The 13,639-nt window shown below is 59.2% G+C and carries 10 protein-coding genes and 2 pseudogenes; 2 read left to right on the top strand and 10 right to left on the bottom strand.

The annotated features are described in order from the left end of the window. Positions 1-15: 15 nt before the first annotated feature. The gene (locus RX328_RS43640; protein ID WP_410734047.1) at positions 16-375 is read right to left on the bottom strand and encodes a hypothetical protein; all 360 of its coding nucleotides are present in this window, start codon (positions 373-375) and stop codon (positions 16-18) included. Between the two features lie 965 nt (positions 376-1,340). Further along, a complete protein-coding gene (locus tag RX328_RS16495) occupies positions 1,341-1,601 on the bottom strand; it encodes a DUF6894 family protein (RefSeq protein WP_213257565.1) in 261 nt (86 codons plus the stop codon). Positions 1,602-2,677: 1,076 nt separating this feature from the next. Here RX328_RS16495 and RX328_RS16490 point away from each other — a divergent pair. Together RX328_RS16490 and RX328_RS16485 are read left to right on the top strand one after the other, a co-directional pair. Next, complete coding sequence (locus RX328_RS16490) at positions 2,678-3,160, top strand: hypothetical protein (RefSeq protein WP_213257567.1); 483 nt, start codon at positions 2,678-2,680, stop codon at positions 3,158-3,160. A 120-nt stretch (positions 3,161-3,280) separates the two neighbouring features. After that, the gene (locus RX328_RS16485; RefSeq protein WP_213257569.1) at positions 3,281-3,418 is read left to right on the top strand and encodes an HWE histidine kinase domain-containing protein; all 138 of its coding nucleotides are present in this window, start codon (positions 3,281-3,283) and stop codon (positions 3,416-3,418) included. 249 nt (positions 3,419-3,667) lie between these two features. On the opposite strand, the pseudogene RX328_RS16480 reads toward RX328_RS16485, so the two are convergent. The 8 genes and pseudogenes from RX328_RS16480 to RX328_RS16445 form a co-directional block, all read right to left on the bottom strand. After that, positions 3,668-4,698, bottom strand: a pseudogene (locus RX328_RS16480) (IS110 family transposase). A gap of 373 nt (positions 4,699-5,071) precedes the next feature. Continuing rightward, on the bottom strand, positions 5,072-5,371 hold the full coding sequence (locus RX328_RS16475; protein WP_213256717.1) for a hypothetical protein: 300 nt from the start codon (positions 5,369-5,371) through the stop codon (positions 5,072-5,074). Between the two features lie 316 nt (positions 5,372-5,687). Beyond that, the gene (locus tag RX328_RS16470) at positions 5,688-6,221 is read right to left on the bottom strand and encodes a DUF1003 domain-containing protein (RefSeq protein WP_213256716.1); all 534 of its coding nucleotides are present in this window, start codon (positions 6,219-6,221) and stop codon (positions 5,688-5,690) included. 579 nt (positions 6,222-6,800) lie between these two features. Next, entirely contained in the window at positions 6,801-7,004 is a 204-nt protein-coding gene (locus RX328_RS16465) for a hypothetical protein (protein WP_213256715.1), read from the bottom strand. A 227-nt stretch (positions 7,005-7,231) separates the two neighbouring features. Continuing rightward, positions 7,232-8,203 carry a sensor histidine kinase gene (locus RX328_RS16460; RefSeq protein WP_213256714.1) on the bottom strand — a complete coding sequence of 324 codons (972 nt, stop codon included), beginning with the start codon at positions 8,201-8,203 and terminating at the stop codon, positions 7,232-7,234. 316 nt (positions 8,204-8,519) lie between these two features. Then, positions 8,520-10,928: an AI-2E family transporter gene (locus RX328_RS16455; RefSeq protein ID WP_213256712.1), complete on the bottom strand. Its 2,409-nt coding sequence runs from the start codon at positions 10,926-10,928 to the stop codon at positions 8,520-8,522. 360 nt (positions 10,929-11,288) lie between these two features. Further along, positions 11,289-12,427 (bottom strand): annotated as a pseudogene (locus tag RX328_RS16450) (DNA topoisomerase IB). A 180-nt stretch (positions 12,428-12,607) separates the two neighbouring features. Beyond that, positions 12,608-13,633 (bottom strand): Ku protein, encoded by a 1,026-nt coding sequence (locus tag RX328_RS16445; RefSeq protein WP_317258747.1) that lies wholly within the window; start codon positions 13,631-13,633, stop codon positions 12,608-12,610. Positions 13,634-13,639: the final 6 nt, after the last annotated feature.

Genomic DNA, 13,639 nt, shown 5'->3' with positions numbered 1-13,639 from the left:
CACGCGGCGCCGATATCAGGCCGCTCTTCGAACACGCGCCAATGGGTACTGGCCCGGCCAACCCTCCACGCCGAATTGCTGAAGAATCGGGCAGCTCATTGTTCGCTGGCGAACCGAAGATGCGTTCGAATTGCGATAAAGTGACGAGGTAATGCCGAGTTGGAGGGAAGCGATTTGAAGCGAGGAAGCATCGAGTTCAACGGTGGCACCATCGCCTGTCTCATTCGTAACCAGTCCGATACTGGGGCGGCGCTGGAGGTGGCCAGCGCCCTCGGCATCCCGGCGCAATTTACCCTTCTGATCGTTGCTGATCGCTTGAGGTGCGGGTGCACGGTTATATGGCGAATGGAACACTTGATCGGTGTCAAGTTCCACGAAGCTTACGTATCCAAGGGATTACCCCGCCAGAGTTGCGGACAAAGTAGCCGGCCCGGCCCTTATTTTCCCCCAGCGTAGATTCTGCGCTCGGGCAGGCGCGCAAGAGGACGGCTCCGGAACGCGCACTCCCAACGTCCGAGCCGGAGCCGCCCTCCCGTAAGACAACGGCGCCGTAAGCTACCGAAACCGATGCTCCGTATCCTAACTCGAGGGTGGCGCCCGTCATGGAGCTATTTCGAGCTGAGAAGATTGCCACTGTTCACCACCAATCAAACTATGACTGCCGTTTCTGCGGAGGAAAGCTCACTCTCGTCCGGACGATCGTGGAATCTGAAAGCGGAGTTGTGATTCAAATGTTTGAATGCCTGCAGTGCGGAGATCGCACTTGGACCGCCTGAGCAAGAAATTCCGCTGCTCTTGTTCTTTTGAAGGTTTCCTGGCCCTGGTCCACACCGTTTGAAGACCCGATTCCGCTTCCGCGGGGACGATCCCTCGTAACCTTGAGGGACGCCGCCGATCACATTAGAGGATCGCCCTCGGGCATCCGATTGATCGTGACCGGCAATATCGGCGCGAACGAAATTGAGCGCCTGATAATTAGACTAGGAAATTCTGGCCGATCAGGACGAGAGCGATCGAACGTATTTTGAATGGACGAAGCCGCCCACCGAGGCGGCTGGTATGCCCCCTACTTCTTCAGCAACAGGCCGATTGAGCGAGCCATTCGCTTGACCGATCCGGCATGCCTTCCAAGTTCGGCTGCAATTTTTGATGCGCGCGTTCCTCGTCTAGCCAATCTGGCCAGCTGCTGCATCTCCGAGCCGGTCCACTCTTTGGGTTTATGCGTCTTCATGCGCGGGAGACCCCGATTCGTCGCACTACATTAACAAATGTTAGGCAACTCTCCTAGATTGTGGCCGGTTATCTCCGCATGCGCAGGTACGCCGCAGCACGGAAAGAGATCACTGACTTAGGGGGCCTATGGCCTGCCACTCAGCCTCAAACGTGACCTTCACCGCTAGCACCGGTCCGGTGTCGTCCCGGACCTCGATCGCGATGCGGTGATCCGCTCGCTGGCGGTGCCTTCGGACCGCATCGCGCAATATGTCAGCCAGTGAGTGGGCGGCCTCCACCCACGCGGCCTCAATGCCGGAGAGCTCGAGACCTTCATCATCAGATGTGACATCGTCCCCCTCGCGGACATCGAAGTAGTAGCGGGGCATTCGCGCCGGAAAATGCGGAGCTAAGTCCATCGTTCCTCTGATCTGCGAACAAGGACACGTCCCAAATCAAATTAGGATACCGGGCGTTGAATACGGACAGTACCAGCGTATGAGTGATGCAAGCGGCCCCGGCAATACGCAACGCACCGGGCCGCCGCCAGGAGGTAACCCCGGCTGGGCTCCTGGAGGGGACCAAGGCCGTACAGAATAGCCCGCCATCAGGGCACGGTCTGTACGGCCGCTGACAAAGGGCAGGTCGCTAGCGGAACTGGCTAGCCGATCTGTCGACTTTAGCGGCAGACACGCCCTCCCCAGGATCAGCATCCATATTGGATGACTGGACGCGTTTATATCGCAATGAAATTCTCAATTCGTGCGCTTTCACCATCGTGGCTGAAAGTCCTCGCCCCAACTCTGAGGCAATATTAGCAGCGGGCATCTTCCCCGCCCTCTCTTGAACTTTGAAAGACGGTCGGACGGCGCCGCCTGGACAATAGCCGGCCACGTATTCTTGATGGCGAGGCCGTGCTGTTCGGCGTCGACGGGCGTTCCGATTTCATACGGGCTCGACAGCCGCAAGCAAATGACGAGGTACTGTTTTATCCCTTTGACGTGCTCGCCTTGCAGGGTGAGACCTGCGGCATGGGTTCTCGCGGCCGCGAAAGAAGCCAGCGTAGTTGCCGGACAGTTCACGCGATGGACGTATCATTTGTTAAGGCGCGGGTGCATCCTGCGAAGCAAAGTACACGTCGATCAGCGGGAGTGACGATGAAGGATTATTAGGCGTCGATCACAAAGTTGCGGAACGACGCGCATGAGGCTTCGCGCGAGCAGGCGTGTCAGGTTGCTCTTACGAAGGTGTAGCGGCAACTGAGAACCGTTTAGCTCATATTCGTACTAGTTCCGCCTTCTCAGCAGCTCGGTTCACAGCGCTGTTTTACTGTCGGAGAGCGCGCTTCAGTGGCATCGGCAGATCTTCTTCTACTGCGGGCGGGCCATCCGCACGCTTGGGAATAAGCTGGTACGGCACTTGAGATTTGGCAAGATCGCTTCACCTTTCATGACCCAGTGGCGCCATGCGATTGCAGATCCAGCTTCCCGATCCGATCGCTGCTGTGTTCATCACAGAGCAGCTCGCCGATCGGAGGTCGACGGCTCCCGACTTCCTTCGCGAGAAGTTGGCGATCCAGGACCTGGCGCAAGTGATGTCGGACCATCCTGACGAGGTCCTGCCGCGGCTGGTCAAGCTTGGCATGGACATCAGCGGCGCTTATTCCGCCGGCATCAGCATCTATGAACCGGAGGCCGCGCAATTCCGCTGGTTCGCGCTCGCCGGCGAACTCGCGACTTTTGCGGGCGCGACGACGCCGCGCAATTCTAGTCCTTGCGGCGTCTGCATCGATTTCGCGGAGCCCATCCTGATGGAGCGGCCGGAACGCGCTTACGGCTGGATTGGCGACGCCGGGATCACCGTGCCCGAGGTCCTGCTCGTCCCCCTCGGCGTCAAAGGCGCGGAGGCGATCGCTGTGGCTCGTCGCAGGCAGTGCGGGCCATTTTAATAGGGAGCATGCGCGGGTGATGGCCGAACTCGCAGCGTTCGCCGGCGTGGTCTTGCGTGTGATCCAGACCGAGCAGCGGCTCAACTTGCCCTGCAACAGCAGGAGACCTTGATGCGCTAGATGAGCCATCGCATCAAGAACCTGTTCAGCGTCGCGGACAGCATGGTCCGGATGACGGCCCGGAACTCCGCGACCAAGGAGGAGCTGGCGGAAACGCTGTCGGGCCGGCTGCATGCGTGGCGCAGGCAAACGGGCTGATCCGGCGCTCCTTCGGAGACGATGTAGGGTACAAGTCATGTGTCCGGCCTGTTTGCGCGGCACCATGACCGCTGGCCCTGATGTAGTCCGCGGATCGGGTCCCAATCATTCGCACGGGCTTTGCCGCCCATGACCCAGAAGCGGGTTGTCCCAATCGACGGCTCGACCGTTTCGCATCACGCCATCATCACCCTCGCAATTCGGTTGTCTTGCTCCGCCGTCGCCTCAGGCTCCCATTGCCAAGCCTCTTCAGGCGGCTGCAGCAAGCTCCGGCGCTCGATAGTATCCTCCCTTGGCCATGATCGCCCAAGCGATGCGCGCCATCTTGTTGGCAACGGCAACGGCGACGAGCTTGGCCGGCTTCTTGGCCAGCAGCCTCATGACCCAAGGATGCTTTTGCGGCTGCTGCCGGGCGTGTCGAACAACGGCTGTTGCACCGATGACGAGCAACCGTCGGAGATAGCGATCTCCTTGCTTGGAGATGCCGCCGAGCCGCTCCTTGCCCCCCGTCGAATGCTGCCGCGGCACAAGTCCGATCCATGCCGCAAAACCCCGACCGGATTTGAAGTCACTCGGGTCTGTGACAGTAGAGGCAATGGCCGTGGCCCCGATCACGCCAATCCCGGGCACGGTCTCGAGGCGGCAGCTCATGTCATTGGCACGATGATGGGCGTGAATGGCGCGATCCAGAGTCCCGATTTGCAATTCCAGAGCAGCGAGTTGATCGACAATGGCCTGCAGCGCCTGTTTCATCGCAGATGGAAGAGCTTCGCGGTTACTTTCGTCCGTGATGATCGCGGCAAGCCGCGCGAGACCTTCGCGCCCTCGTCTCCGCAACGAGGCCGAACTCGGCAAGGTGGGCTCGGAGCGCATTGATCAGCTGCGTGCGCTGACGGATTAAAAGATCCGGCGTTCGATGCAACATCAGCAAGGCTTGCTGATCGGCCGACTTAATCGGCACGAACCGCATTGATGGGCGTGTCACGGCCTCACAGATGGCGGCTGCGTCGGCAGCATCGTTTTTCGACCGTTTGACATAGCCCTTCACGTAACTTGGCGGCATCAGACGCACGGTGTGACCGAGCTTGGAGACTTCACGCGCCCAATGATGAGCGGTTCCGCAGGCTTCCATGCCGACCAGGCAAGGGGGAATCTTGCTAAAGAAGCCAATGACCTGCTTGCGCCGCAACTGACGAGTGATGACGACCTTACCCGCACTATCCACGCCGTGCACTTGGAACACGTTCTTCGAGATCAACGCCGATGGTGCTAACCTGCATGTGGACGACCCCCTCCGGTGATTCGTTGTTGAACAATCACCCTTTGGCACATTCGATGCCGGGAGCGGGCGTCGTCCACCACATCAATCGCGTCATCTTGGTTGTCGGCCGACTGCTTCCGGTATTCCCCCAACTGCGGACATCACGCTTCGGGGCCACCACTTCCGAAAAGTGCCACTAGGCGACATCGCTTGTGCGTCAGGCTGCACGTGCCCATTGTCGGACATTGGACGCGCCGACGAGTAATGTCCGCCGATTCCGAATTCAGGCGAACCGGTTTGTGAATGACAGATGTCATTTCGCATAGTGCGACGCCTACCAATTCATGATGGGGATTCTGAGTATGCGAGTGGCGTTCGGGTATGGTCATCGATCAGATCACACTTAACAGGATCATTCCGACAACCGTACCGATACGTGCGAGGTCGGCCCAAGGGCGCTCACCCTCGTAACGTGCAGCCGATCGCCAGACGCCGACCGTTGCGATGATATTGTAGGGTAGTGAAAATACGTAACCGACGACAAAGGCCGCGACAATATGATCGCCCATGATCAGTGCCAGAAACAAGATTGACGTGAGCACGTTGACCGCAATTCCGCCGGCCACCGCCCAATTCCAGAACGCCTGCCGCAGCGGCAGGTCCCCTTTCCAAAGGCGACGCAGGGCGTTCATCTGGACCAATCCGGTATGGGACTGCAATGCCTCGAAACCGAAAACGGCATGACGGTGTGATCGGCTCGCGTGAGTGGTCCTGATCAGAGGTTAGCTTAGCATGAGCCTTTTGCGCCGCGTGAGTGACGACGCGTGTCGTGGTATCGCGTTTGCCAGATTCCGGTTTGGGTCACTAGCGACATTCGACCAGAGGCCGATCACTTCCGCTCTTCCCGACTAGTAGACGTTTTCGAAGCCGGTCGGCATGTCTCGAGTTGGGCCAAGAGCGGTCATTCCGGCTTCTGGCTTCTCGCGGCAGGAGCGTTGTTGCGGCCACTTAGCGCTTAGTCTCTTCGATTTTATCGAGAACTCGCTCCGGCGCGATATCTGAGGCAGCTTCCTGAAGCTCTTCGTTGTGCCGGGGATCGATCTCCAATTTGGGAGCCATCTCATTCAGGAGCGCGACCATTTTTGTAATCTCATGTTCCGTGAGCAGGCTGATCTGTAGATCCAACTCCGCCCTTCTATCCGCCTCGGCCGCCATACGATTTTGAGAGATCAGCACAAAGGTCGAAAGAAAGATTGCCTCTACAGAGGCGATCATAGCAAGCACTACAAAGCTTTGATCCCATGGTGAAATTCCTGGGAGCCAGCGGACGTTTGCGGCTATCCAAAATCCAAAAACAAATATGTGTAGGTAAACAAACTGCATGCTGCCGGTGAACGAAGTTATCGCATCGGCAACCTTTTGCTGGATGGACGCATCGGATTGCTCGCGCTTCCTTCGTTCGACTAGCGCATGGATGTTCCGTTCGAGAGCGGGCGTCAGCCCCGGCGCAGCTTCTGGGCGGGGTGCTAAAGGTTTCTTCATGCGTGGGAAACGGTCGCGCCTGAGGAGGGTTCCTATTACTCGGCCTGCTCATGACGTCTCACAGGGCAGATCAGAGTGACTCATGCACCGCGGCAAAACCAGCCATTGTTCGATCACCTCGTCGGCCCGGGCGAGAATGGTCGGAGGCAAGTCGATTCCTAGGGCCATCGCGATGCGCAAATTGATCTTCAGATCAAACTCGGTGGGCCGTTCGAAAGATATGGATCATTTCGGGCTTCACCGAACTCCAGCAGCTCTTTGGCCGCCTAACAGGCCCGGGCTAGCTCGCCCCGGACCAGTAGTAAATGCACTGGCCAGACATCACCGCGCGGTAGCGTCCAGGCGGAGGCGGAGCGCCTTTCGACCAAGCTCGACTAGGGCTTCGTCTGTCTATCGTCCGGAGGGGAGAGACGCTTTACTACTCGCGCGCCGCACCGAAGCTCCGCCGGCCGCTGATCCATTAGCTGCTTCGTCCACTCGATAGCTTGTTCGTCCGTATAGCACGCGAACGCTCGGTAGTGTGTGAAACCACCGTCTGAGCCAGCAAAGTACGCCTGATACTTGACCACCTAAAACTCCTTACTTGGCAGGCTGAAATTGAGGCGACCGCAGCAGCTCGCAAACGTGAACGGCAGCCTCGTTCTGTTGGATTCTCTTCATGAGGTGCTCCTTCGCGGCACCGTCCGGCAGCAGCTTAGTTTGCTGTAGGAGTTGCGCTGTATCTTTGGCAAGACGTTCCTCGAGGGAATGAGTTTGCTTCAAACGACGACGTTTGATGATCATGAGTTGCTCTCTATCGAAAGGAAGGCGGTAGCGCTTACTTGCGTTCTCATCACCGCCGGTGCGATGGGCGCATTGTGCACTTTGCAGCGAGTGTGCCCCGAACAATTGTTAGGTCATTTCAAAAACTTAATTCGTCATATACGTGCCGCTATGTCGGCTATCGGGCCGACACGCAGCCTGGGTCCGCCGGCCGCGGTATCTCTGTATCTGTCGGGCTTCTTGCGACCTCAGACCGGGAGTGTAATTTCGCAGGCAAGTCCGTCTTTGCGCCAGTCAAGGTGAACTTTCCCCTTTAGCTGGGTGATCATTCCTTCAATGATGCGGCCACCAACGCCCTTTCGCGTGGGTTCCTGCGCGGCAGGACCACCTGTCTCTGTCCAGCGTAGATGCAATTGACCGCGAGCCTCGTGCGACCATTGCAGGTGGACGTGGCCGTTGGACTGGGACAAAGCACCGTACTTCGCGGCGTTGGTGGCCAGCTCGTGCAGCGTCATGGCAATTGCCTGAGCGACGCCGGGTTCTAACAGGATTGGCGGTCCATCTATCAGCAATCGCTTCCCGGAATATGGAGCGAGTTCATGTTCGGCGATCGCCGATAGATCGGCACCGATCCAGCGTGTCGCGACAAAGAGCGAGCAAACCTTCGCAAGCGCTTCGATGCGCCCAACAATCGTCTGTTTGAGATCTTCCGGCGAGCTTGATTGAGAAAGATTAACCACCGCCAGAACGCTCGCAAGCATGTTCTTGCTGCGGTGCTCGGCCTCGCGTGCCAATGTCGTGATCATCTCCTGATTTTTCTTTTGCTCGGTGATATCTCTCGCGATCTTTGATGCGCCAACGATCTTGCCGCTGGCATCCTTGACAGGAGAAACCGTCAGCGAAACGACAATGAGGCTGCCGCGCTTAGTTTGCCGAACAGCCTCAAAATGGTCGATGCGCTCACCTCGCCTGATGCGAGTAAGTATCTCGCGTTCCTCGCTGTGCCGGTCCTCCGGGATAACAAGCGTAATGGGCTTACCAATCGCCTCACCGGGCGAGTAGCCGAAGATGCGCTCGCAACCCCTGTTCCAGCTCGAAATAATGCCATCGAGATTCTTGCTCACAATCGCGTCGTCGCTGGATTCGACTATGGAGGCCAGCCAGCGCAGCCGTTGCTCACTTTCGCGAAGTGCATTTTCAAAGTCGCTTTTCCGCGTCATAGGGACCCCCTAGTCCAGAAGCTCCGCGGCCTTCGGCAACATCATAGCACCAATGTTCCGTCCAGCGTTGACCCCGCCAACGTAGAAATCTGGTGCCAGTTCATGAGGTCGCCTTTGGGGTCAATAGCGGAAGTCGGCCCGCTTGATCAGTGCGTCCGCTCTACCCTCAAAGGCAGACATGAAGCGGAATGGACGGCATGTCGGCAAAGGGCCAAACTCGGAAGTCCCCGTCGGTTCGCTTTCGCTTGGCCCCGAACATGAACTGGCGGTGGTGCGATGTCCGTTCGGTAATGCCCATCTACAAAGCACTGAACAATTAAGACCTGGATGCAGCGCTTGATCCAATTGGGTCCGAAAGGGCAACCGCAGGATCCGTAGCGCGGCTCTCGATTTGACCAATCAAATCGTTGGCCATCTGCTGGAGGCGTTGGCGATCTCGATCTACAAACTCGCGGGGCTGCGTGTCAACGATGCAAAGGGAGCCTACGACGTGTCCAGCTGAGGTCCGCAAGGGGACGCCTGCGTAAAACCGAATGCCCTTCTCCAGCACGCGTGGATCGTCGGCAAAGCGTGGGTCCTCGGTCACGTCTTCGGAAACCAGCACTTCGTTTGCCGCGATCACGTATGCGCCGAGCGGCTCCTCATGAGGAGCCTGATTGATGGCCTGATTTTCCTGCGACAGGTCTGTTGCGTCTGGCTGAGTCGGGTGAATATCGTCAGCCAGAGATACGAGTGCGATCGGGACATTGAACGCCTGCGCGATCTTCTTGGACGCCTCATCGAACTGCTGTCCTTTCGCAGCGGCCAAACCGAGGCTGTGCAGCGCTGCAACCTGTTCTTGCCTAACGTCAGGAAGCACCGGACGCGTACCGCTGGCAGATGCTGGGCGGCACATCCATTCATCAACTTGCTTGATACAGCCTTCAAGCGAGGCGAATACCGCATCGGCCGCCATCTGCTTGTTGAGCTCTTCCATTTGTTGCGTACCGTGCGCCAGATTCCAGGAGCAGACGATGAGCTTCACATGGGGGGCTCGGCGACGCAGACGACGGAGGATGTACCGGGCATAGACCTGCGGCTGGGGATGCAGATAGGACAGGCACACCACGTCGACGCCTTCGAGACCAAGCTGCCCCAACGCTCCCTGGCTGACTGCGATCGGCGGCAGGACCTTGGCGCTGATGCTCCGCTCCTCGAGCACCTGCGCCATCATCTCCGCCGCCGCGTGATCTAGCTCCGTGCGGCCGGCGACGCAGAGAACGCACGGTAGCCGCTCAGCTGTGCGATCTTCGCCCCGCTCGGCCGCTGAGGAGGCCTTTTCCCGGATATGGTCCTCGACCTCCCGCACAACAGAGATCGCCGTGTCGGCAACTAGCCGCCGGTAATTGGTATCCGTCGTGCTGCGCTGGCGATCGTTTTCCGCAAGGCGCAGTGCCGGTATGGCCACGTTATCATAGAACTCGTGCGAGGAGTATTTGTCGACATAGTCTTCAGCAATCTCCACCGCCTCTTCCAGGTTGCCGGCTAGCAGGCGTTGATAAAGCTGCTCCTCCGGCGCAAGCACCGGATCGCTGCCAAGAAGCACGCCCAGGAACTCGAGTTGCGGGACGTAGCGCCCGATGACGACCGCGCAGACGGTCAGGGGCGTCGCTAGGAACAGGCCGACAGGGCCCCACAGCATGGTCCAGAAGATTGCCGCAATGATGATGGCCAGAGAGGACAGGCCTGTGCTGGCGCCGTAAAGCCATGGCTCGACGACATTGTTGCTAATCAGTTCAGCCACGAGGAACACCCCGACCACCCAGAATAACAGGGTCCAGCCAGGATCAACGGCGACTGCAAGGGCAATAGGAAATAGGGCGGCCAGAAAGGGACCGAGATACGGGATGAATCGGAGGACCGCGGCTAGCAGCCCCCACAGCGGGGCATTGGGCACGCCAATGAAGTAAAGGGCAATGCCAATCGGAATGCCGTAGGTCAGATTCACGACGAGCTGCATCAGGAGGTAACGACTGACCCGGGCGGTGGCGTCGTTGATGGCCTGCGTACTTTTCTGAAGGTCTCCGGCCCCTGCGAGTTTGATGAAGCGATCGCGCAGGTCCTCCCGCTCTAGCAGCACGAAGATCACGAAGATGACGACCAGCCCGGCAGTGGCGAGCGGCGCTAACAGCGGGCCGACTACGGATCGGATAATCTCAAGGGGTTTTGGCCGTGGTGCCTCTAGGCGCACGGTGACCGGCTCGGGAGACTTAGGGCCGGCTCCGACGCGAGGCTGTGCTTCTTCAGGCTTCCTCTCGTCGCCCGAGATGTCCTTGCCGAGATCCTCTATCGTTCTGGTAATATTATCGAGGACGCCGCCGCCAGGGGCGGACTCCTGCAAGGACCGGATTTTCTGAGTGATGGTAGTCTGATAGCTCGGAAGATTGTTAGCGAGTTGGACGAGCTGGCGCCCCACCACGAAGGCGACGCCTGTAATCAGGACAAAGGCAAGGGTAACGGCAATCAGCACCGCGGCAATGCGGGGCAACCTCCAGCGTCCTAGAAAGTTTACCAACGGTGTGAGAACGAAGCTTAAGAGGATGGCGAGGGCGAAGGGAACAAAGATATCTCGGCCGAAATAGAGTCCTCCGATTGCAAGGACGATGCCGCCGGCCGTCAGGATCGGCGAGCCTGTGGGCTGAGTGGCTGGTGAAGATCGAGGCGAGACTGGAGCAAAGTCCGCCATAGCCGCGGCCTTTTCCGTATTGGGATGACCCAACGTAAACGCACGATCGGAGTGTCTGATCCATCAAGAGCATAAAGCGATTGCTGCTCGAAACGTTCAGTCAGTCCAGCCCCGTCCGACGGGTTCGGAGCGGGCCGCGGTGTTGTCCGATCCGGGGTCAGAACGCGACCTGGCGGGGCGGGCGGCTTTAGCGCAAACCGGACACTCGCCGAGCCTAGCAGCCCGCCTCGAGCTGAGAGGTTGGCGCATCGGCTCGGGAAGAGCCAAAACCAGGGCCCGGCTGTAGTAAGGGCATCGAAGTCAATGGAGAAGACAGGGTGGCAATCGCATTATCAGTTGATGGAATCGGCAAACTAACAGTCAAGCAGCGTGCGCCCGCCGCTTGCCGGACGACCCTTTGGGATCGGCGCTTTCGGGCTGCTCCGCCTCTTTGGCGAGCCGGCCGCGCAGCAACGCGAGCACGGCGGCTTCCTCCGGCTTCAGATTTTCGACAGCGCTCCGAAGCTCGCTCTCAGCTTGTGACTTGATCTCAAGGACCAGGTCTCCATCCATATAGGAGTTCAGCACCTCCGGATGTATGTAGCACTTCCTGCAGATGGTCGGCGTGTTGCCGAGCCGTGCGGAGACTTTTTCGATCGCGTTGCGAAGATTGCACTTGGCCTGAGCGGCGCTGTCGAAGCTCTCAAGTTCGCTCAGGGCCATGGCCGCCAGCACCGTCCCCGCCCAGGTTCGGAAATCCTTTGCAGTAATGTCTTTACCGGTAATGGACTTGAGGTACTCATTCACGTCGGTCGACGTGACATGCTGACAATTGCCTTGCTCATCGATGTATTGAAGCAGCTCCTGCCCGGGAAGCTCCTGGCAGGCCCTGATGATCTTCGCGACGCGCCGGTCTCGAACGCGCAGCGACTATTGTTTGCCGCCTTTACCGATGAAGCGGAAACGTACCTCGTTTCCCTCGACCGCCGCGTGCCGGTTCTTCAACGTGGTCAGGCCATAGCTGTTGTTGTGCCTGGCGTAATCGTCATTCCCTACGCGGATCAACGTGGTCTCCAGGAGATGCACGATGGTTGCCAGAACTTTTTCCGCGGCAGGCCTCGCAATGCCATCTGCTCGCGCACTGTTTCCCGAATGGAAGACAGCGCCTCTGCAAATGCCACCACATGCTCGTACTTCGTGCTTTCCCGCACCTCGCGGAAGTGCGCATGGTAGCGATATTGCTTGCGTCCCTTAGAGTCACGGCCGGTTGCTTGGATATGGCCATCTGAAAACGGGCAGATCCACACGTCGGTCCAGGCGGGCGGGATCGCGAGTGCCCTGATCCGCTTCAGCGCGTCGGGCTCGATGAGTTTTGAGCCATCGGGCTGTGTGTAGCTGAATCCCGTCCCTGCCTTCTTGCGCCGAATACCGGGCCGTTCGTCGGAAACATATCTCAGACCCGCAGATTCGGCGGCATCCCGCGGGTCGACGATGGCCTGCGCGCTATCTGGTGACTCGATCAGCAACACACCGCCTCCTATCTCACCCCAAATGAACCTTTCTGATCACAGGGGGTTCCTTGAGGTTTCAGGAGGCATTAGGAGGCGTAAGCTGTCGGCCTGATTCCAAAACAAGACAAACGCCACTGTTTAGCAGTGGGCCCGAAGAGCGGGAGCTGCTGAAGCTATGGCCCCGTTTGGTCAACCGGCTGTGCGGTGGCGCCCGCCGCGCCTTCCCGTGGCCGGTTTCGCCGCGCCGCTCCGGCGGGAAGGCTTTGCCGGGCGCTCGGCGGCGACGCTTCGCCGGAGCGCGTCCATGAGGTTGACGACGTTCTCACGTGACGGCTTGACTGCAGGGGGCTGGACGGGACGTTTTGCCTGTTTCCTGCGCAGGATGCGCACGAGCGCGCGGCGATAGTGATCCTCCAGCATAGCTGGATCGAAATCGGCCGACTTCGTCCGGATGATGTGCTGCGCGAGCTTCATCATTTCGGGCGGCAGCTTCATCTCCGGAATCGCGCCGAAATACTCCGACTCATTTCGGACCTCGTGCGCGAAGCGCAGCGTTACGCCGCGGAGGCCGCGGCCCGTCGGCTCGAGCAGAAACGGCCGCTCGCGTGAGGACAGCACCACGCGCGCAAGGCCTACAACGGCCTCTCGGCTCATCGCATCTCGGATCACCGCAAACGATTCCTGACTGATCTCCTCGCGGGGCATGATGTAGTACGGCTTCTCGAAATATCGCGAGTCGATCTGCCCGGCGGGAAGGAAGTGCTCGATTTGGATTGTGCGCGTGTTCTGCGGCCGCCGGAAAGTGACGGCTTCCTCCTGCTCTTCGTCTTCATCATCATAGTCGGCGGCGCCCTCTTTGGCGGGCTCGTCGTGAAGGCTGGCGGGAACGGTTGGCGGGCTTTCACGGAGGGGCGGGGCGGCAAGCTCCACCTCACCAGGCGCCGGGCGCTCGCGTCGTGCCCGCTCAAGGTCGCGGTCCTCGACCAGCAGAAATTCGTTCTCGCCGACCTCATAGCCGCGCGCCTTGTCGGCTGCGTCTATGGCTTGGCCGGTAACGGAGTCGATGAGTTTCTGTTTGAGGCGATGGCCTGTTCGCCGGTTGACCTGCCGGAAGGAGATCCGCTCGGCCGCCGAAATTGCGGGATAGAGCGCGACAGGACACGAGACAAAGGACAGCTTCAGATAGCCCTTCCAATAGGGTCGGGACGCCGGCACCGGAAA

Source organism: Bradyrhizobium sp. sBnM-33, from assembly GCF_032917945.1.
In the GTDB taxonomy this organism is placed as follows: domain Bacteria; phylum Pseudomonadota; class Alphaproteobacteria; order Rhizobiales; family Xanthobacteraceae; genus Bradyrhizobium.
The sequence above is the reverse complement of the archived record's forward strand: the minus strand, read 5'-3'. Positions and strand labels throughout refer to the sequence as shown.